Genomic DNA, 21,682 nt, shown 5'->3' with positions numbered 1-21,682 from the left:
TGAACACGGCGCGCACAGAAGATCCGGGCAATCGTGGATAACCCGCCGGTCGGAGGGTAGGAGCCGGACGTCCCAGAAGCTACGACAGGAGCCAGGAGAACCGGTGGAATTCGCCGTCGAGCATCGGGTCGAGCGAGACCTCACAGTCGTCAAGATCAGCGGCGAGATCGATGTGTTCACCAGCCCCCGGCTGCGGGAGATGTTGCTCGACATCATCGAGACGGGCGGCCTCCATCTGGTGGTCGACCTCGGCGACGTCACCTTCCTGGACTCCACGGGCCTCGGTGTACTGGTCGGTATCTACCACCGCCTGCGCGCCCGCGACGGCTCCATGTCGTTCATGGGCGTGAACGACCGCGTCCGCCGCGTCTTCCATGTCACGCAGCTCACCAAGATCTTTGTGCTGCACCGCTCGCTGGACGACGCCGTCGCCGCTCACGAGGCCGCTCGGCAGGCCGCCGACACCAGAGGATCCAACTCCCGCCCCGCCACCTGAGCGGACCTGCGCTCGGGGCCCCGGACACCCGGTACGGTGAGTAGAGATCAAGCCCGCCGCCAGGGCCCCCTCACCGAGGTCGCGTGCGGTGCTACCACCGACCGGACGGGAGCGCTCCGTGGCAGAACAGCCGCTGCATGAGCACACGCTCGGCAATGGCCTGCGCGTTGTGGTCTGCGAGGACCACGTCGTACCACTGGCCGCCGTGAACATCTGGTACGGCGTCGGCTCGCGGCATGAGCGGGCCAGCCGCACCGGGCTCGCCCACCTCTTCGAGCATCTGATGTTCCAGGGATCGGCCAATGTCGCCGAGGGCGAGCACGCCGCGCTGCTGGAGAGCGCGGGCGCCACGTTCAACGCCAGCACGTCGTTCGAGCGCACCAACTACTACGAGACGGTGCCGGTCAGCCACCTGGAGCTCGCGCTCTGGCTGGAGGCCGACCGGATGGGCACGCTGCCCGCCGCGCTCACCCAGGCCAATCTCGACAACCAGCGCGACGTCGTGAAGAACGAGCGCCGCCAGCGTTACGACAACCAGCCGTACGGCACCGCGTTCGAGCGGCTGTGCGCGCTGACGTTCCCGGCGGGCCACCCCTACGCGCACACGCCGATCGGGTCGATGGACGACCTCGACGCGACCACGCTCGAGGACTGCACGGACTTCTTCGCCACCTGGTACGCACCCGGCAACGCGGTGCTGTCGATCGTGGGCGACGTCGACGCGGAGGAGACCCTCGCCGCGGTCGAGCGTTACTTCGGCGGCCTGCCGGCGGGCCCGCAGGTGCCCGCCGCCCGCCCCGGCGACCTCGGCCCGCTCGACGGCGTCCGAGGCGAGGAGGTCGACGAGGAGGTCCCCTCCCCCGCCTACTTCGCGATGTTCCCGCTGCCGTCGGACGGCGGCAACGACATCGAGGCGGCCGAGCTGGCCGTGGAGATCCTCGGCGGTGGCTCCGGCTCCCGGCTGTACGACCGGATGGTGCGCCGCGACCAGATCGCGACCGAGGTCTGGGCCGGGGTGACCCGGCTGGCCGGCGGCCCGTCGCTGGCCATCGTCGACGCGGTCGGCCCGGACGTGGACAAGATCGCCGCGGTGCTGGACGAGGAGCTGGCGCGCTTCGCCGCGGGCGGCCCCGACGCCGACGAGACGGCGCGCGCGACGGCGCAGGCCGAGCGCGGCTTCTTCGAGCAGACAGAGACGGTGACCGGTCTGGCCAACGCGTTGTCGGCCAACGCCACGCAGTTCGGCGACCCGGCGCGCGTCTTCACCGCGCCCAAGCGCGCCGCCGCGGTCACCGCGGACGACATCACCGAGATGGCGGGCCGCTGGCTGGCGCCGGGCGCCCGTACCGTCCTCACCTACGGAGGTGCCAAGTGAGCGGCCTCGCCCTGCAGCCCCGTCCGGTGCCCGGGCCTGTCCCGGCCTGGTTGTTCCCGGTCGGCACGGAGGGCCGCGTCACCGGCGGCCCCGGCACTCTCCGCTGCGACCTGCCTGGCCGTCGGCTCGCCGCCGTGCGGCTCGTGCTGGACGCGGGCGCGAGCCGTGAGCCCACCGGCAAGGACGGCGTCGCCACGCTCGCCGCGCGGGCGCTGCTCGAAGGCACCGAGCCGGGCGGCGGCACCGCGCTGACCGCCGCGTTCGAACGCATCGGTGCCAGCCTCTACGCTTCGGCCGACCTGACCGCGATGCGGATCGCGCTGGACGTCCCGGTGACCCGCCTCAGCGAGGCGCTGGAGCTCTTCTCGGCGGTCATCCGCGGGCCGGCGCTGGCCGACTCCGACGTGGCCCGGCTGGTCAACGAGCGGCTCGAAGAGATCGCGCAGGAGGACGCCGACCCCGGCAGCCGCGCGGCGCGCGAGCTGCGCGCGGTGATGTTCCCGGAGGCGGCGCGCAGTTCCCGGCCGACCGGCGGCACGAAGAAGTCGATCGCCGCGCTCACCGGCGCGGACGTGCGCGCGTTCTTCACCTCCGCGGTCCCCGCCGAGGCCACCGCCGTCGTCGCGGGCGACCTGTCCGGCACCGACGCGGACACGGCGCTCTCGGGCGCGCTGGAGGGCTGGGCCGCGACCGGCGACTCGCTCCAGGCACCTGACACGATCGAGCCCACCACCGGGCCGCGCATCGTCGTCGTCGACCGTCCCGGCTCGGTCCAGTCGTACATGAGCATCGCGCATGGCGTGCCCAACCGGTCCCACCCCGACTGGGCCAACCTCATGGTGGCCTCGCACGTCCTGGGCGGCGGGCTCACCTCGCGGCTCAACGCGGTGCTGCGCGAGGAAAAGGGCTACACCTACGGCGTGCGCGCCGGGCTGCTTCGGATGCGGCACTGCGGGCTGTTCATCACGCAGGGCGCCGTGCACACCGAGGTGACCGCTGACGCCGTGTCCGACGCGCTCACCGAGCTGCGCGGCGTGATCTCGCGCGGGATCAGCGCGGAGGAGTGCGGCTCGTCCGTGCGCGCGCTGGCCGACCGGGCGCCCGCCGAGTACGAGACGGCCCGCGCGGTCGCCGCCGAGCTCGCCGACGCGTCCGCGGGCGGTCTGGGTCCCGGCTACCCGCGCCGCTACCTGGAGGCGGTACGGGCCGCGACGCCGGACGGTGTCGCCAAGGCGTACGCGACGCACGTCGACCCGGAGAAGCTGACCGTCATCGTGGTCGGCGACGCCGCACAGATCCGGGAACCCCTGGAATCCCTCGGCTACGCGACCGTCTCCGTCACTGCCAAAGACTGATGCTTTGGGCGTAATGTTCGGCTAGTCACCCGCAACCAGTGGCATGGTGGAGTGCGTCTTACGTTTGCGGGGAGCGGCCCCGTGCGTGCTCGTGAGAGGGGAACGGCCAGTGTCCTACGGGCAGCAGGTGCCGGGCGGATTCGGTGGTCCGGGCGGTCCAGCCGGTGGCCCTGGCGGTCCAGCCGGTGCTCCCACGGTCGACACGATCCTGTCGGCGCCGCACGCGCGTCCGGGCGGCGTGGTGGCCGGGAAGGTCCACCTCAGGGGCGGCAGCAGCGCCGTCGACGTACGGCACGTGACGATCGCGCTGATGCCGCGCATGGACAACGGGTACGGCGGCCAGAACGCCGGCCCCGAGGTCTACCGCGGTGCGCTCACCCGAGCCTTCCGGCTGGAGGCGGGCGCCCAGCGCGACCTCGCGTTCTCGATCCCGCTCCCGTACGAGCTGCCGTTCACCACCGTGCTCGGCCGCGAGCTGCCCGGCTTCACCATCGGGCTGTGCACCGAGGTCGACACCGTCGGCGTGCCCGACCCCGGTGACGTGGACCCGATCTCGGTCGAGCCGCTGGAGTCCCAGCAGTGGGTGCTGGCCGCCATCGCCCAGCTCGGCTTCAAAATCAGGAACGTCGCGTTCGAGCAGAGCAAGCTGCGCGGCGTCTCCCAGCAGCTGCCCTTCTACCAGGAGATCCAGCTCGCGCCGCCGCAGCAGTACCGGGACCGGCTCGGCGAGGTCGGGCTCAGCTTCGTCGCCGCCCCCGGCACTGTCTCCTTCGTGCTGGAGGCCGACCGCCGGAACGGCGGCGGCTCGTCCGACGAGACGTTCGGCCGGTTCAAGTGCGAGCACAAGGAGGCCGCCGAGACCGACTGGCCCGCCGAGATCTCGAAGTGGCTCGACAAGGCCGCGGCCCGCTCGCGCGGTCCCGCGCAGAGTCCCGGCTTCTCCGGCACGCCGCCACACGGCATGCCGGCGCACGGTACGCCGCCGCACGGCGCGCCCCTCCCGCCTCCCCCGGGTGGCGCGGCCCCGTTCCCGCCGCCAGGCCCGGCTGCGGCACCGTCCTATGGCGTGCCGCCCGCGCAGCACGGCCAACCGGCCGCCGCTCCTGGTCACTTCCCGCCGCCGGCTCCTGCCCCCGGGCAAGCGCCCCCTTCCGTCCCGGCCCCGGCCGCCCCGTACGCACCTGCCGCGCACGCCGCGCCGCCCGTGCCTCCGGGCCCGCCCGCTCCCGCTCCCTATCCTCAGCAGGGATACCCAGCTCAGCACGGACACCCGGCCCAGCACGGACACCCGGCCCAGCAGGGATACCCGGCTCAGCATGGGCACCCGGCTCCGCCGCCCCCCGCGTACCACGTCCAGCATCGCGGCCACCACCACGGTCACCACCCCGGCTGGGGTGCGGCGGCCGCAGCCGGTGGGGTCGCGGCGGCCGGTGTCGCCGCGGCGGGTGTCGCGGGCTACGCGGTCGCCGGCCCTCCCGTCGGCCAGTGGGTCGACCAGGCCGCCGCCAACGTCGCCGGATCGGCCGCCAACTTCGCGATGGACCAGGCGGGCCAGTACGCCGGCCAGGCCGTAGCGGACGCCGCTAACGGTGTCGCCGGCGAGGTCGCGGGTGAGGCCGCCGGCATCATCGGTGACGTCCTGGGCGGTCTGCTGGGCGGTCTTTTCGGCTGACGCGGCTCTTTTCGTGTGACACCGCTTTGTCCACCCAAAGCGGCTGCGGCTGGTTAGGGTCGAAGGGCGCACGTCCGCCTTCCGAGGAGCCACATGACCACTGTGATCCTGGTCCTGCTGTGCCTGGCGATCGCCGGGCGGGAGCTCTACCTGGCCTCCGACAAGAGACTGCCCCGCGCACAGGCCGAGCTGCGCGAGCTGCGCGCCCAGGTGACCGAGCTCAACAAGCAGCTCGGCGTCCTCCAGACCAAGGTCAACGAGCCCGCGGGCATCCCGATACCGCACCCGCCTGCCGAGGGCACACCCGCCGAGGTGCTCGACCGGGTGTCGTCGCTGGGCGACCGGGTGCAACGCGTCGAACACGAGCTCGACAAGTTCGCCGCGCAGCTGGAGAGCGTCGAGCTCGACCGCGACGCCCAGCACGCGCTCGCCCGTTCCCTCGACAATGTCGAGCACGTCGTCGGCGAGCTCCACCAGGAGATGCTGGGCCGGCTCGCCCGCGACGAGGGGATCGTCCCCGGGCTCCTGCTGAGCGAGGAGGGCGAGGCCGAGCCGCTCTTGTCGGCGACGTACGAACGTTGCGCGGCCGAGTACGGCCTGCAGATCCGCGTCCGGGACCAGCGCCCCGCCGCGAACGGCGGCTACTGGGGCACGGCCTACCATCTCTCCGGGCGCCAGCCGGACGCGCTGTCGGAGGAGCTGTTCACCTACGTGCGCGGCCTCTACGACCCGCAGGACCCCTCGGCCCTGGCCGCCCTGCTCACCGAGCTCGCCCATCTGCGCGGCGGCGGCGTGGCCCGCATCGGCTCGTTCACGGCCGTGCGCACACCGCACGCGCTGCTCTGCGGGCTGCTCCCCGAGGGCGAACGCGTGGAGCCGTGGGAGCTCGCGGCACAACTCCGCGAACTCCCCGACGAGCAACAGTGCGAGCTGACCTGGCTGCGCACCGACGACTAGCCGACGGCTAGGGCCTGACGAAGCGTGGCGCGCCTGAGTCGACGCGGAACGCCAGCAGGCACCGTGGCGTCCGCACGACATCGACCTGCAGGCACAACCCCAGACCCAGCCGCGGATCGATGAAGACCACACGCTGCAAGGCCCGGAGCGTCCGCCGTGTCCGCGTCCTGGTCTCCGGCAGCAACGGGTCGTACAGCGTCGCCACCACGATCTGGCCCGCGTACCGCCACAACGCCGCCGAGTCGAGCACCCGCACCCGCGCCTTCGTGAGATCCGCGACGATCACGACTCCCGTGTCGTCGCCCTCCCCCGTCCGCGGTCGCGTCTGAGCCGGATCGCGGGGCGCCAGCGGCCCGCCGACCGCCCGGTGGTAACGCAGCGGATCGAGCGTGTCGATGACGAACGCACCGGCGTACGGCCAGGACGCCCGCGGCTTGCTCGCCGGCTCCTCGCGGACGTTCAGGTGGGCACTGAGGTCGAACACCATGCCCGCCTCATCGACCCACGCCGGGAGCCCGAGCCGGGCCGCGCCGCCGTCCTGGAGGCTGTCCATCGTCCGCTGCAGCTCGTCGGCGCGCCGCGTCAGCATCGCGGCAAGGCCGAGCCCGGGGAACGCTCCCTCCAGCACCGCCAGCGTCGCCTGCCAGATCGCGCTGTCCACGAAACCGCTGACGAAGGTGTCGACGAGCGCCTCGCGCCCGGCCGGATCCGTCATCGACACCTCGGGCGCCGGCCGTGCGGGCGGCGCCCAGGTCGGCTCCACCGGGCGCGGGGCCTCCAGCACGTCCGGCACGGTGGTCGACGCGTCCGGCATGGGGGTCGGCACGTCCGCCATGGGAGTCGGCACGTCCGGCGCGGTGGTCGACGGCGGTGGATCCTTGGCCAACGGCCCGCCACGCTCCACCGGTGGCGGGGGCGGCTGCGAGGCATGCTGCGGCTCGTACGCCGTCCACGTCTCATCCGAGGACGACGCATGCCGCGGCTCTGATGCCGGAGGTTTGGGTACCGGTGGCTCAGATGCCGGAGGTTCGGCTGCAGACGCCGCGGTCGGCGGCGGCTCGGGTGTCGGCGGCGGCTCGTGGCTTTCCGGCGGCTCGGAATCCGCAGCGGGTCCGGGGACGGGGTTCGCTTCCGGGCGGGGCTGGACGGGTTCCCAGTCGGTGGACTCGCCCTTGCTGCCGGCCACGTGGACGTCACCGGGATGGGGAGTGGCGGGCTCAGGGGACGCGGGCTCGTCGGGGTCGTCGGACTGGGGGCTGTCTCGCGGGCCGAATCTCACAACAACGATCCTGTGCCGCGCGGGCGACGGCCGCAAGGCGATTGGAGATCAGGAGACGCCCGTACCGAAAAGCGCGGCGCAGAGGGCCTCCAGCCGGTCGGGGCCGTCGTCCGCGGCGAGGACGGTCAGAAGGGGTTCGGCTCCGTCGTCCGGGCGTTCGTCGCGTTCGTCGTCCAGGCGCAGGCGCACGGTCACCTCGCGGCGCATCGGCTCCTCGACGCCGTGCGCGGCGGCGACGTCCTGGAGGCCGACGGAGATCAGCTCGGGGAGCTCCACGAAGACGGTCTGCCGGCCGGCGTGGAGTTCGTCGAGCCACAGATCGAGCAGGCGCCGGGCCAGGCCGTTCAGGAGGCGGCCCCACGGCTCGACGAGACCGGGCGGCACATGCTCGGTCTGCAGCTCGGGGAGCCCGAACCTGGCCAGGCCCTTGGTCGTGAACCAGAAGCCGTGCGGGCCCGCCGTGTGCGGCAGGAGCATCCAGTCGGTCAGGCGGGTGTTGCCGCCGGCGTCGGGCAGCGAGCGCCGGAGGTGTTCCGGCGAGAGCACCTGCGGGGTGAAGACGTCGATGACCGGGGCCGAGAGGGCGGCGCCGATCGCCCCGGCGATGGCCCTCGTCGCCCACTCGTGGGCCGGCGGCCGGCCCGGCCGGTAGGCGGCGCGGACGGCGAGGAGGTGCGACGCGGCACGGACGTCGGCCAGTTCCCCCGGGCTTGCCCCGTATACGGCGAGCAGATCGGTCGGCAGCGGCGGAAACTCGTCCGCGGGCCGCAGGTCGAGCGTCAGCATCGGGCTGTCCAGCATGCCGAGCACCAGGTCGCGCAGCGGTGGTGCGACACGTAGGGCGACCTGTGCGCGAGCCAGCTCGCGCGGGTCTGCCGGGTCGGCCACCAGGGCGACGGCGTACGTGGCGTGCAGAGTCTCCGGGACCGGCAGCGTCAGAATGTCACCCAACTCGTCCCCCGATACAGAGTCCAAGCGCGGACCCTCCGTCAGAACCGACACTAGCGATCTGACCGGTGATCGAGCCCGAAAAAATTCTGCCGTTAAGGCGACAATTTCCTACCAACAGCGCAACACCGGCCACTTCGGACATGGGGTGAAGATCCCTAGGATGGCCGGATGTCGCTGATGGCCAGGGGCGAAGGCGCAGGTCTCCTTCTCAAAGGTTTCACTCTCAAGGAGTGGCTCTCCCCTCCGCAGCCGGGGCGCCGGCTCCTCGGCTGGCTCGGCCCGCTCCTGGTCACCGCGTTCGCCGCGTTCTTCCGGTTCGACCGGCTCGGGCAACCACACGCGGTCGTCTTCGACGAGACGTACTACGCCAAGGACGCGCTGGCGCTCCTGACGTTCGGCGTCGAGCACTCCACGATCAAGGACGCCAAGGGCAAGGACCTCGCCGATCCGCTGATCCTCAAGGGTGACACCGACAGTATCTGGACCGGCGGCGGCAGCTTCGTCGCCCACCCGCCGGCCGGCAAGTGGATGATCGCGAGCGGCGAGTGGCTGTTCGGCATGACGCCGTTCGGCTGGCGCTTCGCCGCCGCGCTGTTCGGGACGCTCTCGGTCCTGGTCCTGGCCCGCGTGACCCGCCGCATGACACGTTCGACCCTGCTGGGCACCGGGGCGGGATTGCTGCTGGCGCTGGACGGCCTGCACCTGGTGGCGAGCCGTACCGCGATCCTCGACGTCTTCGTGATGTTCTGGGTGCTCGCGGCGTTCGGCTGTCTCGTCGTGGACCGTGACGTCGCGCGCGCCCGGCTGGCCGATCGCGTCGACGACCTGCGGTCCGGCCCCGGTCTCGGGATGCGGTTCGGCCCCGGCCTCGGGATGCGGTGGTGGCGTCTGGGCGCCGGGATCTGCCTCGGGCTCGCGTGCGGGACGAAGTGGAGCGCCATCTTCTTCGTCGCGGCGTTCGGAGTCATGACGTTCCTCTGGGACTCGGGCGCCCGCCGGGCCGCCGGTATCCGCCGTCCCTTCGTGGGCGCGCTGCGCCGTGACGCGCTTCCCGGCTTCGTGTCCGTGGTGATCGTCTCGGCGGTCACGTACGTGGCGACGTGGGCGGGATGGTTCGCCTCCGACATCGGCTGGGGGCGGCACTGGGCGGACGGACGGGGCGGCACGTTCTCGTTCGTGCCCGCGCCTCTCCGTTCCCTCTGGCACTACCACGCCCAGGTGATGGGGTTCCACACGGGACTCGATGACAAGCATCGCTACCAGTCGTGGCCGTGGGATTGGCCGTTGCTGCGGCGGCCCGTCGCGTTCTACTACTCAGAGCCGTCCGGTTGCGGGGCTGCCAAGTGTTCCCGCGAGGTCCTGGGCGTGGGGACCCCGGCGATCTGGTGGGCGGCGCTCCTCGCCCTCGCCGTCCTGCTCGGCTGGTGGCTCGTGCACCGGGACTGGCGTGCCGGGGCGGCGCTCCTCGGGTACGGGGCGGGGCTGGTGCCCTGGTTCTACTACGCGGCCGGCGACCGGACGATGTTCGCCTTCTACGCGACACCGATGATCCCGTTCATGGTGCTGGCGATCGTTCTCGCGCTCGGGCTGCTCCTCGGCCCCGCCGACGACTCGGGCCGCCGTCTGGTGGGCGCCACCCTCAGCGGCGCCTACATGCTCACGGTCTTGGCGAACTTCTACCTCCTCCACCCCATCCTCACCGCGAGAGTCCTCACGTACGACGCCTGGCGCTTCCGCATCTGGTTCGACAGCTGGATCTGACCGGCGCCTCTGCCGGGTCAGGTCAGGGCAGGCGGTGTTCGAACCAGACGGTTCCGGGAAGTCCTCAGGCTCACGTACCCTGACCTGCGACAACACGGGGGGAACCATGGGAAAGCCGATCAAGCCGGGCGCCTACGAACGAATCAGCCAAGACACCGAAGGTCTGGCACTCGGCGTCACCCGGCAGCGCGAGGATCTCGAAGCGCTAGCCACGCAGCTCGGTTGGGATTCGCCGACCCATTACGTCGAGAACGACACGTCCGCGTCCAAGGGCAAGCGCCGACCCGTCTTCGAGAGCCTCAAAGCCGACTTCGAGGCGGGCGAAATCGACGGCATCCTTGTCTACAACTTCGACCGGCTGACCCGCCGCTTGGATGAGCTTGTCCCGTTCGTGAAGTGGGTCGAGCGGACAGGCTGCCCCGTAGCGACGTGTGAAGGTGATGACCTTCTGACGGCGAACGGTCGGATGGTGGCTCACATCAAGGGCGCGGTGGCTGAACAAGAGGCCCGGAGGATCTCCGAGCGAACATCCCGCGCATTGCTCGCGAGGGCCCGCAACGGTGCCAAACCCTCGGGACGGCCACCGTACGGCTACGACGCTGACATGCAGATCGTGCCTGAGGAAGCCGACCGCATCCGCGCCTGGGTCAAGCACATCCTTGCCGGTGGCTCGCTCGGGCAACTCGTTCGCTCGCTCAACGCTGAGGGCGTGCCGACGCCGCGAGGTGGTAGGACGTGGTGGCCCGCCACGGTTCGGTCCATCCTGCGCAGTCCGGCTCTGACTGGCCAGCTCGACCACACGTACCGCGACCCGGAAACCGGGGCCAAGCGCACAGAGCGCTTCAAGGGCAACTGGGACCCGATCATCACGCTGGCCCAGCACGAAGCGCTCAACGCTGCCCTGTCCAGCAACCCGGGCCACGGTCAGCACAAGCCCCGGAAGTTCCTTCTGTCCGGTCTGCTGACTTGTGGGCTGTGCGGAGCGTCCATGTACGGCGCGACCTACAACGGTGGGTGGATGTACCGGTGCCGACCCCAGTGGGGCGGGTGTGGCCGGATCGGTCGGAGCGGACCAACCGTGGACGCGCTGATTACGTTGGCCGTGCTCACTCTGTTCGAGGAACACCAGGCGAAGCATGGACCGATCGGAAGCGGTGGCCAGCCTTCGCAGCACGACGCCGACGCTGCCATCGCCGAAACCGAGGCCCGTATCGAACGCCTTCGTGCCGGGTACGCGACGGGTCACGTGGACGACGCCGACTTTTTCCCGACCCTCCGCGAACTCCGCGCGACCCTCAACACCACCAAGCGCAAGGCCCGCACCGCAGAGCAGGACAAGGCGCGCCGCGAGGCTCAAGCCAGGTTCACGGCCGCCGACTGGAACGCTGCGTCCCTGGAGGAGAAGCGGTCGATCGTGCGGGCCATGCTCGCGCAGATCGTGATCAAGCGCAGTTCTCCAGGGAGGTTCGATCCGCATTCGATCGCCTTCAAGGGCCACGGCGCCAAGCACTTCGTGACCTTCGACGTGGTCGGCCCGTTGCCGTTCCGTCCCGGCCACGAGACCCGGGTGACGTTCGCCAAGGCCGCCTAGGCTGGCCACGCGAGAGCCCCGACTACCCGTGGTGGGTGGTGTCCATCAAGGTGCTGTCGGCCTGGGTGACGGCGTGCTTGAGCTTGGCGGCGTTGGCCGCCAGACTGATCATCAGACCTGCGGATGTCGGCGATCACTTCCTTGTGGCGGGCCTGCTCGACCGGTCCGGTCCGGCCGCACCGACAGCGCGCAGCAGAGCCGTCGCCTCACTGGCCTGGCAGGCTGCGCGGGCGCTCCACCGGGCAGCCAGATCCCGCAGCAGCGCGTGGAGTTGGTTGACCACGCGGACCCGCGTCTGGGTGAGGTTGGTCCGCCGCTCGTCTAGCAGCGGCGGCCCGTCCTCACCCGCAAACGAAGGCGTCATGGACCTGCGCGTGAAGCTGAGCGAGACCGTGACTGAGTGGGCCGCGTGCGTGGATCCGTACTCCACCCTGACGCCCGTACGGACGCTCATTCGGCACCTGGCCGCCGCGCTGGCAATGACGGGCGGCGACAGCTACGCCGGGCGGCTGCTGCACCTCACCGACGTCGCACGCCGCCGTCTGGATCCGCCCGAAGTGGTCCGCATCCGCGAACGGTGTCCTATCTGCCACACGCGGGGCTGGTCCGCTACGACACCGGCGGCCCGTGCGTCTACTGCTACGCCGAGTGCTACCCCGCCGCCTGAACGGCCCGCGCCGCCGCTGGGATGAGCTCCCGAGGAAACACGACCGACAACCACTCGTCGGCGGCGCGGTCCTTTTTCACTGGCCGTACTATCCAGTCGTCTGGCTGTCCGAGCCCTGAGCAGATCTCCAGGAACCGCGGAACATGCTCGTGCCGGATCACAAGCCACGCCCGGCCCATCAGCTTCGCCGACACTCGCGGCCGGTCAGCCTCGGGCGCGCGTGTTCCACCCTCGCGAACGGCCTCCCCGGCATCCTGACAGGCCACCTTCGTCTCAAACCCCAACCGCCACAGCGCGGCCACCAGCGGAACAATCTCCACGTCGATGTTCACTTCCTGACCGTCCGGCGCTGTGAGCTGGTGCGTGGGATGGTGCTGGACCCAGTCAGTCATCTGGCCTACTCCTTCAGCCGGTAGGCGGCCCACCTCGCTGTCAGGTCAGCGTGCCGCGTGATCCATGCGTCGTCTCGGACCTGGCTGGCCGTGCGCCACTGCTCGGCAAACGCGGCGCTGAACATGTCGAGGTCGGCCGGAGGGGCGTCGCCCCACGAAGTGAACTGGCTGACCCACTCGTCGGCGGCCTGCGGCGTGTGCCCGGCCTTGATCAGCCATGGGATCAACAACGCCAGTTCCAGCCAGGCCGCGCCGCGCGTGACGAACGCCCAGTCGATCACAAAGGCGCGACCTTGGTCGGTGATGAGGAAGTTGTCCTCGTTGAGGTCGGTGTGCAGCAGCGTGACACCTTCGAACGGTGCGGGATCGTCGGCGAACTTCTGCCAGCGCTTCCCACCCGACAGCATCGGCACGTCGGGGCACGGCGCACTCTGAAGGGCGTGAACGGTCTTGGCCAAGATCTCCAAGTCGGGTGACCCGGCGGAGAAGTCAGCGGGGCGGCCCTGAACGTGGTCGAAGCCCAGCGCGAGCCACCCCTCGGTCTCGGCCTGCCACCGAAGCCGGGGGGCGTACTCGCACACGGCAGGGTTCACGGCGGCTTCACGACGCAGTGACATGACCTCTGGGCCGTCCCGGTCCTCCAACTTGCGGGCGGCCTTCACGAACACGCGCCCGTCGCTGGTCTCCAGAGTGGAGGCGATGTCCGCGTGGTTGCCCGTGGGGGCCGGGACGATGCGGTCGATCGAGCCGGTGTGGGCTTCGATCTGAGTCCGCAGTTCCTTGGGCAGGTCGGTCCAGTCAGTACGCACGTGAGCCCTTTCTAGGTCACTTGGTCAGATACGGATGTCCAGCGGGCCGTCCAGCGGCAGGAAGCCGCTCCAGTCCACCAGGGCCCGCCAGTCACGGCCGCCCTGGTCGTTGCACTCGGGTGGGCAGCAGCTTTGGCCCGCCTCGCCCTCCCAGAATTCCGGGTCCACGTAGTAGCCCGTGGCGTGAAGCTGCGGGATGGTGCGGGCGAGCGCCGCGCCTGACCGGATGTCGTCGTCCATGACTGGGCGGTGGTGGATGAAGCCCTCGGCGAACGCCAGGCTCATCGGAACGTATACCTCCGTCCGCTGGAGGAATTGATGCCACGCCTCATCAACCGGGGGCGTCGGCACGATGCGAACGTAGTTGCAGGGGGCCAGGCGCTCGGCCTGGCGGATGTTGCCCACCGCCTTGAGGAACACGAGGCACTGCGCGACGACGCGCGAGGTGTAGTCGTGGCTGGCGTGGGTGGCCTTGCGGAAGTCCTCCACCAGGAGGGTGAATGCCTCGGCCGGGATCAGCTCACGCGGGTCCCTGCCAGTTTCGATGACGTTGTCCAACGCGACGGTCATGCCTTCTCCCTGAGTCACAGCGCGACGCGGTTCGCCGCGCATGGTTCCCCCGATCTGTCGAACTTCGGTGCGTCACCTCCTTCGGCTGCTGGTGGTTGGAGGCTGAGGCCGCGCCCGCCATCGCCCTGGAAGGCGCGACCCCTACCCCTCACCCGCCGGACACGTTTTCCCAGCCGTCTCGGTGTGGACGGACTCGTTTCTGGCGGGGAGGTCTGGCCAGCACCCGCGCCCTGGCGTGGCTGCGCGCGAGAGGGGCGTCGGTCACTTGATCGGGTCGGCACTCGAGACACGGACCCGATGAAGAACGCCTTCCAACTCGGCTTCCTCGGCCTGCAAGGCAGCGTCCTCACTAGGCGTTAGGGCCTGTTGCTTGATCGTGGCCTGGATGTGCGCGATGCGCTCATCCATGAGCTCCTCGATATCCATCTGCGCTTGGCGCATGGTCTTGTCGATCGTGCCGCGAAACATCCCGTGCGCCCTCATGGCGGCGTCCCATGCCTTGATGGTCGCGGGGAGGGCGACATCCATGGCCTTGTCGGCGGGGCACCTGTCCATAGCTTCCAGCTCGGGGAAGGCGTGCTCTTCCACGTGCACGGCCATCAGCCCGACCCAGGCGTATTTGATGCCGTGCTCAAACAGACGGTCTTGGACAATGCTGGAAACCAGCGTGGCCATTGCCACCGGCCGGGCCTGGTATCCCATTGGGCCGGGGGGCGTCATCGGGCGCCCTGCTCTGCTTGGAGCTGTTCCACAAGCCGACGCACCACACGTAGGCCAGGGGGCCGCCCGTTGGTGCGCAACCCAGCCAACAACTCCAACTCCTCACGGAGGTACATGCGAGGCGAGCCCGGCTGTGGCTGGAAGCACGAAATCACGCCCTCTTCTTCCCAGCGCGTCAGGACACCGGGGGTCATCCCCGTCAGCTCTTTGGCATCCCGCACCGTGATCCACGTGCCCTCGGCGAGATTGTGGACCTTCGCGAGCTGGCCGATCTGCTTGCGGGCGACGTGGCTGTATTCCTGGTCGGTCATGCTGCTGCTGCCTCTTCCATCTCGGTCCTGATCTGGTGTGCTGCTGCGCTCAGCTCGTTTGCCGGCCGAATCGGCTTCCCGCTGTGGACGTTGAAGAACCACCACGCGCCGTCGTGGTAGCAGAGCCCGATCGTGACGGCGGAGTACCGGATGTCTACCGGGATCACGTTGAGCACCATGTAGCCCCCGATCACCGCATAGGCGGTCATGAGGCCTGTCATCGCCTGGAACATTTGCGCTAGGTGCACCAGGAACGTGACCCGCTCACGCTGCGGGATCAGAGGTTCTGGAGTGGGACTCCTAATCAGTTCGGGCGGAGGCGGCGCGAGGTGGGCCCCCTCGGCCCGCCGTCCCACGGCTACCGCCTGGACGCGGGCCGGAGGGCTTGGCGGCCAAGCCACCTCTGGGCGGGGGTTGTTCGAGGAGGGGCAGCGGGGATCACGGCGGCTCCATTAACTACGTGGGCGACAGACTGTGTCGCCGATAGTCACGGCCCGTACCCGTGATGGGAAAGGTCGTACTACTGGCACGACTAGAACTCGCGGCCCCCCATTCCACAGGCGACTATCGCGTGTTCAGGGCTCATCGCCCTAACGTAGGCTCGTGGAGCCACCTGAGTTTTGGTCTCATCCAGTCGTCGCCCAAGCGCTCGCCACGTGCGACATGGGGACCCTCATGGAGGAGATCAGAAACGCTAGGGGATGGAGCCAGGCCGACCTTGGAGAGGCGGTCGGCTATACGCAGAGCTGGGCGTCGAAGGTGATCCGAGGAGAAACGAGTCTCACCCTCGACCAAGTGCGCGCCATCGCCCGTGTTCTCGACATCCCTACGCATCTCCTTCGCCTGGGCGATCCCGACGAGAGCAAGGAAGAGGAAGACCCCACGAACCGCAGACAGTTCGGCACGATGGCCATGCTCGGCCTCCTGCCGCTTCCACGAACTAACAAGGTCAGCAACACGGCCACCGCCGAGACGCTGACCACCATCACTGGTCAGCAACGGCGGCTGGACGCGACGTTTCGATCAAGTGACCTCATTGACGGCGTCAGGGCGCACCTTGACATGGCGATCAGGGCGCACCAGAACGCCGGAGCACACGCGATGCCAATCGCAGCAGCTGTGAGCGAGGCCGCCGGTTTCGCTGCGTGGTTGTCGATGGACATGATGGATCTGGGCAGTGCACGCACCTACTACCGCCGGGCGATCGCCGCAGCGCAGGCCGCAGACAACGATCTACTCGCCGCATACATGACGGGAAGCCTGGCGACCTTCGAGATCGACGCAGCTTCAGACCCGCTGTTGGGCCTAGCCATGCTCAAACAAGCTCGCACCTACCTCGATCGCACCTCAGGCGGGAGCACTCCCGCCGCCTGGCTGGAGGCCCTGGAAGCCCTCGCCCATTCATCCGGACCGCGCCCGGACGAGAAGGCGGCAACACGTGCCCTGCTGCGCTCGGAGGCCGCCATCAAGACCGCTGACAGTCCACCTCCGTGGCCGTGGGTCTTCCCGTTCGACGACGCTAAGCTCGCCCGGACCCGCGCGTCTGTCGCTGTCCGGCTCGGCCAAGGAGAGCAGGCGGTCAGGGCGTTCGCTGAATCACTGCCCACCAAGCAGCCAGCCCCAAAGCAAGCCGCTTTGACCACACTGGAAGTCGCTACGGCGCAGGCTCAACGAGGAGACGTTGAGCAGGCGTTCGGACTCGCCATGGGAGCGCTGGACATCGGCATTAGCTACAACTCAGAGCGCGTACTTCAGAAGGCCAGACAGTTCCGCTACAGCTACTCGGGGCCGTCCGGTTCGGCCGTTGCCCGGTTCGATGACCGGCTTCGGTCCACATTCGTCTAGGGAGAACTCGTGCGCATCGCTATCAGTGGGCACCGCTTGTTGCCCGCCGAGACGGAAACCCTCGTCTTGGACGAGCTTCGAGGCGCCCTCACGGCGCAGCCCACCCCGCTCATCGGAGTCTCATGCCTTGCGGACGGAGCGGATGCCCTGTTCGCTCAAGCCGTCCTGGAGAACGGCGGCGAACTGGTGGCTGTGATACCTGCCGCTGAGTACCGGGAGAACTTGCCAGAGGAGCATCACGCCACCTACGACAGATTGTTGGCTGCTGCCACGGACGTGCACGAGCTGCCCTTCACCGAATCCACCAGCGAGGCGCACCAGGCAGCCAGCGAGTTCATGCTGACGCTCGCCGATCAGCTCTGGGCGGTCTGGGACGGCAAGCCCGCACGGGGCTTCGGGGGCACGGCAGATGTCGTTCAAGCCGCAGAACGGACCAACGTGCCAGTACGCGTGTTCTGGCCTGCCGGAGCCTCACGAGACTAGGAAAGGGGACGCCGATGCAGTCTGAGTCAAGCAGTGCCTGGCGGGCGGCCCGTGCGCCCTGGTTCGGCTCGACGCCCCGTCCGCAACGCCCAGCTTGCGCACAACGGCCCACACCCGGGCGTGGTGCGCGTGAGTGGCTTCGGTCACCATCAGATCATCCACGGCGGTACTCCTTCAGTGCGGTGTTCCTCTCCACTTGAATGAGACGGTCCAGGTCGGCGATTCGCACCAACCGGTGGCCAGCGCATGAGCCGGAACATTTGCCGTAGCCATTGTGGCGGTCGACTTCGGCTTGGGCTTCGGCCTCGGTGGAGTAGAGCTCAATCGAGTACCGGCGGTCTTGCTCTGGAAAGCACAAGTACTCGTGGACGAACGCCCATTGGCCTTCGCCGGTGACCGGGCTCTTGCCGAAGATGCACGCGGCAGCGGCCTTGAACGTGCGGTGCTGGCGAGAACAGTAGTGCCGGGCGTACGTGACAGCGGACATGCGAAGACCCTCGTTTCACTGGGAGTGAGAGAGGGTCTCGGCTGTGTTCAGTTATGAGCGGCGCTATTTACGCTGCGTCGGCAATCCTGTTGTCCCTCCAGCTCTGGATAAGAGCTTTATAGTCATCCGTACTGCAGTGACCTGGGGCCTTCAGATACTTTGGCAGATTGTCCCTCACAGCAGTAACACTCTTGTTCTGGCTCATATCACCCAGCCTCAACTCTTCCGCGTTGGCATCCAACCACTGAACGCGGCGTTTCCGAAGGTCCTCCGAGTCAATGTCCTTCTTCTCAGCAGGCTTAGCGGTCTTCACCAGCACGCCCGTTTCCAGTTCATGGACCATTTCGACCTTGAACCAGATCTCGTCTTGCTCGGGTGCGTTCTTCTGTTTTGTATTGGTGATCAGGTAGGCGCCGTTACGCTTGCGCACTTCCGTCTCCGAGATCAGAGCGCCCTTCATGGCAGTAGAGCCACGCGACGAGATGGATCCCCACTGCCCGGGCTTACCGCTGTGGTGGATCAACATCACCACTGCGCCGAAAGCCTCGCCTATGCCTTCCAGATCTTCCACGAAAGGTTGCATGGCCTGAGCGGAGTTCTCTTCAATGCCGACCGAGACCCGCGCCTGGGTGTCGAGGATCACCACTTCGGGCTTCCACTCGGCGTACTCGGCTATGAACGCTTCCCGATGTTCTTCCTTCTGGAGCTGGGGCGCGAACGAGAGAACGGTCAACCAGTCGTCGAGTTCTGTACGCCGTACCTTGTGATATTGGCACCAAGCTCGGATACGACGCTCAATGCCGTCGGCACCTTCGGCTGCGACGTACAAAACCCGGGACCGTTTGACCGCGTGGCCGCTCCACGGTTTTCCGCTCGCAATGTGGCAAGTTTGCGAAACGGCAGTGAAGGACTTGCCCTCACCGGACGGCCCGTAAATCTGGTGGACGCCCTTGTCTTCCAGCCACCCGCCGATGATCCACGTAGGAGGGTTGGCTCCAAACTCGGGATCACTGGGCTTTCGCGTAGCCTTCCGCATCTGTTCGCGGAGTGTAGTGACCTTGTCTTGGGTTTCTCCGTCCTCCACAGTCAGGTAGAGGGGGTTGGCGAGACCCTTGTCCCAGCCGGAACCGAACGACTTCCATTGGTCCTCTGGAGCACCTAGCTCAATGAGAAGGTCGTCAATGGTGGCATAGGCGTATTCGTCGTCAAGCTCGCCACCCGCAACCAGGCGCGCCGCAATGTAGGCCGTGCGGTTCAGCCACCAGTTGAACGGCTTGTGCTCGTCGGTGCCCGGTTTGCTGAGGCCGTGCTCGTCCCACGCTTTCCGGAGGTCCTGCAGCTGGTATCTCAGCTTGGCCAGACCGGCGGTCGTCCCCTTCACATCGTCCGGGAACTGAGGGTCGCGCGGCGCGAAGCGGGGTTCACCGGAATCGACCTGGGAGAGCCCGACCATCTTGGTCAGCCACCCCGGCGCCTTGGGGAGCTCTGCGACCTTCGGCCACTCGTCGAGATTGTGAGCCTTGACATAGGCCGGGCCGTTGGCCTTGACGTCCACCTGGGCAAGCCAGCCGACGTTAGTCGGAACGGGGTTATCCGACTGCGTGAACACCAGGTGTCGGCCGTTGTGGAGCTTCTCAGCGTGTTCTAGGAGGGTGTCATCGACGGTGGCCAGCGAGTCGAAACCGTCGATCCCGTTCTTGGCGTCCACGTCCACCACTGCGATGCCGGATCGGCCGGTGTGGATGCCGACGCCATCGGCCTCTCCGCCCCACGGCATCTGGGAGATCATCTCGGGATCGTCGGAGGCCCGTTCGTGCGGCTGCTCACCATGGTGGAAGCGGAAGTGGTCGGCCGGGGACTTACCGGCCAGCGGGAAGACGAAATAGCCCTTGGTGGCAAGATCTTTGGCTTGCTCAATGAGCTCTTGGGGGGACGGCAACGACATCGCGCGGACCTTTCGATACGGGCTGTTGGCGAGACTTTCCGGTGCTGGGGGTGACCAGAATGCGGAAGTCTGGTCACCCCTCCGCCAACACCCGGAAAGGTGCATCTGAAAGGTAGAACAACGGCGCGCGAACTCGATCATCCCACGTTCGTGTGAACTAGCTCACACGTGCTGCTAGTGCCTCGTACCGACGCTCAAGCTCGGCTGCCTTTTTCCATCGGTCCCGGTTCATGGCGAGGCCGATTTGGCGACGCAGGGACGCCATCTCTTGTTGTGGGGTTCGTTCTCGGCTTGCCAGGTACGCCCGAAGTTCTGGGCTCATCGGTCGGTGGTCCCTTCACGTGGGGAACTTGTCAACCAGCCTACCCGGGGTCACGGCTAAGGCCCCATTCCTAGATCAACAACTGAACCTGACCTGGCCCCCTATATACATAGGTAAGTCAGGTCCACTTCGTAGAGGGCGTAACAGCGCCGCCCCTCCCTACTCGACCCACAACCTTTGGCCGCTTCGCTAGGTCTAGGTCCAGCAGGGGGCGCGTCTTCTTAACCCGTCCTAAGCGAACAAGTCAAGATCTCTAACCGGGCTCGACAAACCCGAGATCAACTTTTGCCGGCTGATGATCAGTAATGCCTTGGTCCCCAAACGCGTGGGCGGGCTTGGTTGAGGTGGCGAGCGTTACCTGATCGACTGGGTTTGCACTCCCAACTCACGACTCTGCCCGACTCCGCGAAAAAGGATCTTCGAAATCCCTCTGTGGTCGGGGCGCTTGGCCTCGAATGGAGGAATCATGAATCTCAGCAGTCTCACGGCGGCTTCAGTCATCGCCTTCGCAGCGGTGGCAGGATGCAGCGACGCCAAAGATCCCCCGCCGCCCGCGCCAACGACGACGGCTCAGCCAACGAAACCGCAGCCAACGAAGACGACCCAACCGGCTCAGCCGAAGCCAACCCTGAAACCGAAGCCCAAGCCGAAGCCGACTCGTCAAGCGCTGCCCGAAGAGTGCCGGAGTCCGGCGGGCGGGAGCGTTCGGCAGAGCTGCATCAAGGAATTCGGGCCGGAAGGTGTGGGTGAGGTTCAGCCGCCCAAGGAGGAGTGGCCCGGTCAGGAGAAAACGCGAGAGCGTAACAGCCGCGTGGAAGTGCCGCCGAAGGAAGAGCAGATCGCCCAGTGCATCGAGCAAACGGGCATGCCGGAAGAGTGCCGGGAAAAGATCGACCCGTGAGCCAGTCAAGAGGGCCGACGAATTCGATCCCCGCCTTCCCCCCCAGAAACAGACCCCCTTTCGCATAGCAGGGTCGAAGGCTCCGCTAAAGGACGGGCCCCCTTCGAGAAGGGGGGCGGTGGCTTGGCAGAACCCCGGGCTCTCGCCAAGATCGCCCCCCTCTTCGCGAACCCGGGGGCCTGCTCCAAGATCGAGGGCCTCCTTCGACCAGAGCGCCACCTTCGACCAGGGTGGGCCCTCTCAAGCGGGGCAGGGGCCTAAGCAGGGCCAAGGGCCTATGTGCTACCGGGGGTCCGGGGGTTGGGGGTAGTGCGTGGTACCAAGTAGTGGGATAGGTAGGTACCCGTGGTAGTTGGCATACACATGGTGCATAGTGCTAGTTCATGGCACATAGTGCTAGGTAGTTACGCACTCATATATCAATGGCACATAGTGATGCATATCATGCATGCCAATGCAATACCGCAATAGCTCGACACATGCCAGCAAGGCCAATGCTGCAATGGCTCGACACAAGCCGGGCAATGTCAGGCATAGGCACACACAGGGTTCGGGCAATGTGTGGGCATCAGGCATAGGCACAAGGCCCAGGCACAGGGCAGCAGGCAAGGCCAAGGTCAAGGGCCCAAGGCACCGGCGCAGGCCAAGGCCTCAGCCTCGAAGCGGTCGAAAGTCGAAGCAGGCGAAGGTCAGCGAAGTCCGAAGCGGTTCTCGTTCGCGGGGCCGTCTTAAGCGAGCGGTGGACCGAGGACAAAAGGCTGTCAGGTAGCCGGAGACGACGCGGAAGCGCGGA

Annotated in this window: 22 protein-coding genes; 11 read left to right on the top strand and 11 right to left on the bottom strand. The window is 67.9% G+C overall.

The annotated features are described in order from the left end of the window. The first annotated feature begins 103 nt into the window (after positions 1 to 103). The 5 genes from ACH34W_RS44310 to ACH34W_RS44290 all read left to right on the top strand — a co-directional run bounded on the left by ACH34W_RS44310 (position 104) and on the right by ACH34W_RS44290 (position 5,855). Positions 104 to 496: an STAS domain-containing protein gene (locus tag ACH34W_RS44310; RefSeq protein ID WP_395967238.1), complete on the top strand. Its 393-nt coding sequence runs from the start codon at positions 104 to 106 to the stop codon at positions 494 to 496. A gap of 118 nt (positions 497 to 614) precedes the next feature. Then, complete coding sequence (locus ACH34W_RS44305; RefSeq protein WP_395967237.1) at positions 615 to 1,871, top strand: M16 family metallopeptidase; 1,257 nt, start codon at positions 615 to 617, stop codon at positions 1,869 to 1,871. Beyond that, positions 1,868 to 3,226, top strand: a complete 1,359-nt coding sequence (locus ACH34W_RS44300) for a M16 family metallopeptidase (protein WP_395967236.1) — start codon at positions 1,868 to 1,870, stop codon at positions 3,224 to 3,226. Before ACH34W_RS44305 ends, ACH34W_RS44300 begins: the two co-directional genes overlap by 4 nt. 109 nt (positions 3,227 to 3,335) lie before the next feature. Further along, complete coding sequence (locus ACH34W_RS44295; RefSeq protein WP_395967235.1) at positions 3,336 to 4,898, top strand: sporulation protein; 1,563 nt, start codon at positions 3,336 to 3,338, stop codon at positions 4,896 to 4,898. Positions 4,899 to 4,991: 93 nt separating this feature from the next. Next, positions 4,992 to 5,855: a hypothetical protein gene (locus tag ACH34W_RS44290; RefSeq protein ID WP_395967234.1), complete on the top strand. Its 864-nt coding sequence runs from the start codon at positions 4,992 to 4,994 to the stop codon at positions 5,853 to 5,855. 7 nt (positions 5,856 to 5,862) lie between these two features. On the opposite strand, the gene ACH34W_RS44285 is transcribed toward ACH34W_RS44290, so the two are convergent. Beyond that, on the bottom strand, positions 5,863 to 7,134 hold the full coding sequence (locus ACH34W_RS44285; protein WP_395967233.1) for a hypothetical protein: 1,272 nt from the start codon (positions 7,132 to 7,134) through the stop codon (positions 5,863 to 5,865). A 48-nt stretch (positions 7,135 to 7,182) separates the two neighbouring features. Further along, positions 7,183 to 8,109 carry a hypothetical protein gene (locus tag ACH34W_RS44280; protein ID WP_395967232.1) on the bottom strand — a complete coding sequence of 309 codons (927 nt, stop codon included), beginning with the start codon at positions 8,107 to 8,109 and terminating at the stop codon, positions 7,183 to 7,185. Positions 8,110 to 8,253: 144 nt separating this feature from the next. Between ACH34W_RS44280 and ACH34W_RS44275 the strand changes: the two genes are divergently transcribed. Further along, the gene (locus ACH34W_RS44275) at positions 8,254 to 9,846 is read left to right on the top strand and encodes a dolichyl-phosphate-mannose--protein mannosyltransferase (RefSeq protein ID WP_395967231.1); all 1,593 of its coding nucleotides are present in this window, start codon (positions 8,254 to 8,256) and stop codon (positions 9,844 to 9,846) included. Between the two features lie 106 nt (positions 9,847 to 9,952). Continuing rightward, positions 9,953 to 11,437: a recombinase family protein gene (locus ACH34W_RS44270; RefSeq protein WP_395967230.1), complete on the top strand. Its 1,485-nt coding sequence runs from the start codon at positions 9,953 to 9,955 to the stop codon at positions 11,435 to 11,437. 133 nt (positions 11,438 to 11,570) lie between these two features. Here ACH34W_RS44270 and ACH34W_RS44265 read toward each other — a convergent pair whose 3' ends face one another. Beyond that, a complete protein-coding gene (locus tag ACH34W_RS44265; protein WP_395967229.1) occupies positions 11,571 to 11,801 on the bottom strand; it encodes a hypothetical protein in 231 nt (76 codons plus the stop codon). Between ACH34W_RS44265 and ACH34W_RS44260 the strand changes: the two genes are divergently transcribed. Further along, on the top strand, positions 11,800 to 12,129 hold the full coding sequence (locus ACH34W_RS44260) for a hypothetical protein (RefSeq protein ID WP_395967228.1): 330 nt from the start codon (positions 11,800 to 11,802) through the stop codon (positions 12,127 to 12,129). The two genes, ACH34W_RS44265 and ACH34W_RS44260, sit on opposite strands and share 2 nt — an antisense overlap. On the opposite strand, the gene ACH34W_RS44255 is transcribed toward ACH34W_RS44260, so the two are convergent. The 6 genes from ACH34W_RS44255 to ACH34W_RS44230 form a co-directional block, all read right to left on the bottom strand. After that, positions 12,089 to 12,496, bottom strand: coding sequence for a hypothetical protein (locus ACH34W_RS44255; RefSeq protein WP_395967227.1), 408 nt, complete (start codon positions 12,494 to 12,496; stop codon positions 12,089 to 12,091). The two genes, ACH34W_RS44260 and ACH34W_RS44255, sit on opposite strands and share 41 nt — an antisense overlap. Positions 12,497 to 12,501: 5 nt before the next feature. Further along, positions 12,502 to 13,305, bottom strand: a complete 804-nt coding sequence (locus tag ACH34W_RS44250) for a phosphotransferase (RefSeq protein WP_395967226.1) — start codon at positions 13,303 to 13,305, stop codon at positions 12,502 to 12,504. A 24-nt stretch (positions 13,306 to 13,329) separates the two neighbouring features. Further along, positions 13,330 to 13,875, bottom strand: a complete 546-nt coding sequence (locus tag ACH34W_RS44245) for a hypothetical protein (protein ID WP_395967225.1) — start codon at positions 13,873 to 13,875, stop codon at positions 13,330 to 13,332. A gap of 261 nt (positions 13,876 to 14,136) precedes the next feature. Then, positions 14,137 to 14,550, bottom strand: a complete 414-nt coding sequence (locus ACH34W_RS44240; RefSeq protein WP_395967224.1) for a hypothetical protein — start codon at positions 14,548 to 14,550, stop codon at positions 14,137 to 14,139. Positions 14,551 to 14,591: 41 nt separating this feature from the next. After that, positions 14,592 to 14,906 carry a MerR family transcriptional regulator gene (locus ACH34W_RS44235; protein WP_395967223.1) on the bottom strand — a complete coding sequence of 105 codons (315 nt, stop codon included), beginning with the start codon at positions 14,904 to 14,906 and terminating at the stop codon, positions 14,592 to 14,594. After that, entirely contained in the window at positions 14,903 to 15,139 is a 237-nt protein-coding gene (locus ACH34W_RS44230) for a hypothetical protein (protein WP_395967222.1), read from the bottom strand. The genes ACH34W_RS44235 and ACH34W_RS44230 overlap by 4 nt, the downstream gene beginning before the upstream one ends. A 442-nt stretch (positions 15,140 to 15,581) precedes the next feature. Between ACH34W_RS44230 and ACH34W_RS44225 the strand changes: the two genes are divergently transcribed. Both ACH34W_RS44225 and ACH34W_RS44220 read left to right on the top strand, forming a co-directional pair. Further along, complete coding sequence (locus ACH34W_RS44225; protein WP_395967221.1) at positions 15,582 to 16,751, top strand: helix-turn-helix domain-containing protein; 1,170 nt, start codon at positions 15,582 to 15,584, stop codon at positions 16,749 to 16,751. A 9-nt stretch (positions 16,752 to 16,760) separates the two neighbouring features. Further along, positions 16,761 to 17,234: a hypothetical protein gene (locus ACH34W_RS44220; RefSeq protein WP_395967220.1), complete on the top strand. Its 474-nt coding sequence runs from the start codon at positions 16,761 to 16,763 to the stop codon at positions 17,232 to 17,234. A gap of 154 nt (positions 17,235 to 17,388) precedes the next feature. Here the strand turns inward: ACH34W_RS44220 and ACH34W_RS44215 are convergent, their stop codons facing one another. Together ACH34W_RS44215 and ACH34W_RS44210 are read right to left on the bottom strand one after the other, a co-directional pair. Further along, entirely contained in the window at positions 17,389 to 17,721 is a 333-nt protein-coding gene (locus tag ACH34W_RS44215) for a hypothetical protein (protein ID WP_395967219.1), read from the bottom strand. A 67-nt stretch (positions 17,722 to 17,788) separates the two neighbouring features. After that, complete coding sequence (locus tag ACH34W_RS44210; protein ID WP_395967218.1) at positions 17,789 to 19,666, bottom strand: AAA family ATPase; 1,878 nt, start codon at positions 19,664 to 19,666, stop codon at positions 17,789 to 17,791. A 788-nt stretch (positions 19,667 to 20,454) separates the two neighbouring features. Between ACH34W_RS44210 and ACH34W_RS44205 the strand changes: the two genes are divergently transcribed. Continuing rightward, on the top strand, positions 20,455 to 20,889 hold the full coding sequence (locus ACH34W_RS44205; protein ID WP_395967217.1) for a hypothetical protein: 435 nt from the start codon (positions 20,455 to 20,457) through the stop codon (positions 20,887 to 20,889). Positions 20,890 to 21,682 lie beyond the last annotated feature (793 nt).

Origin of the sequence: Actinomadura sp. 6N118 (genome assembly GCF_044326415.1) — a bacterium.
Classification (GTDB): domain Bacteria; phylum Actinomycetota; class Actinomycetes; order Streptosporangiales; family Streptosporangiaceae; genus Spirillospora.
Note: the sequence above shows the minus strand (reverse complement) of the source record. Positions and strands in the feature narration are given on the sequence as shown.

Coding starts and splice junctions, on each gene's coding strand:
- ACH34W_RS44210 (WP_395967218.1), bottom strand. CDS start 19,666: ATGTCGTTGCCGTCCCCCCAAGAGCTCATTGAGCAAGCCAAAGATCTT.
- ACH34W_RS44255 (WP_395967227.1), bottom strand. CDS start 12,496: ATGACTGACTGGGTCCAGCACCATCCCACGCACCAGCTCACAGCGCCG.
- ACH34W_RS44270 (WP_395967230.1), top strand. CDS start 9,953: ATGGGAAAGCCGATCAAGCCGGGCGCCTACGAACGAATCAGCCAAGAC.
- ACH34W_RS44235 (WP_395967223.1), bottom strand. CDS start 14,906: ATGACCGACCAGGAATACAGCCACGTCGCCCGCAAGCAGATCGGCCAG.
- ACH34W_RS44240 (WP_395967224.1), bottom strand. CDS start 14,550: ATGGCCACGCTGGTTTCCAGCATTGTCCAAGACCGTCTGTTTGAGCAC.
- ACH34W_RS44230 (WP_395967222.1), bottom strand. CDS start 15,139: ATGTTCCAGGCGATGACAGGCCTCATGACCGCCTATGCGGTGATCGGG.
- ACH34W_RS44205 (WP_395967217.1), top strand. CDS start 20,455: ATGAATCTCAGCAGTCTCACGGCGGCTTCAGTCATCGCCTTCGCAGCG.
- ACH34W_RS44260 (WP_395967228.1), top strand. CDS start 11,800: ATGGACCTGCGCGTGAAGCTGAGCGAGACCGTGACTGAGTGGGCCGCG.
- ACH34W_RS44245 (WP_395967225.1), bottom strand. CDS start 13,875: ATGACCGTCGCGTTGGACAACGTCATCGAAACTGGCAGGGACCCGCGT.
- ACH34W_RS44290 (WP_395967234.1), top strand. CDS start 4,992: ATGACCACTGTGATCCTGGTCCTGCTGTGCCTGGCGATCGCCGGGCGG.
- ACH34W_RS44215 (WP_395967219.1), bottom strand. CDS start 17,721: ATGTCCGCTGTCACGTACGCCCGGCACTACTGTTCTCGCCAGCACCGC.
- ACH34W_RS44265 (WP_395967229.1), bottom strand. CDS start 11,801: ATGACGCCTTCGTTTGCGGGTGAGGACGGGCCGCCGCTGCTAGACGAG.
- ACH34W_RS44275 (WP_395967231.1), top strand. CDS start 8,254: ATGTCGCTGATGGCCAGGGGCGAAGGCGCAGGTCTCCTTCTCAAAGGT.
- ACH34W_RS44225 (WP_395967221.1), top strand. CDS start 15,582: ATGGAGGAGATCAGAAACGCTAGGGGATGGAGCCAGGCCGACCTTGGA.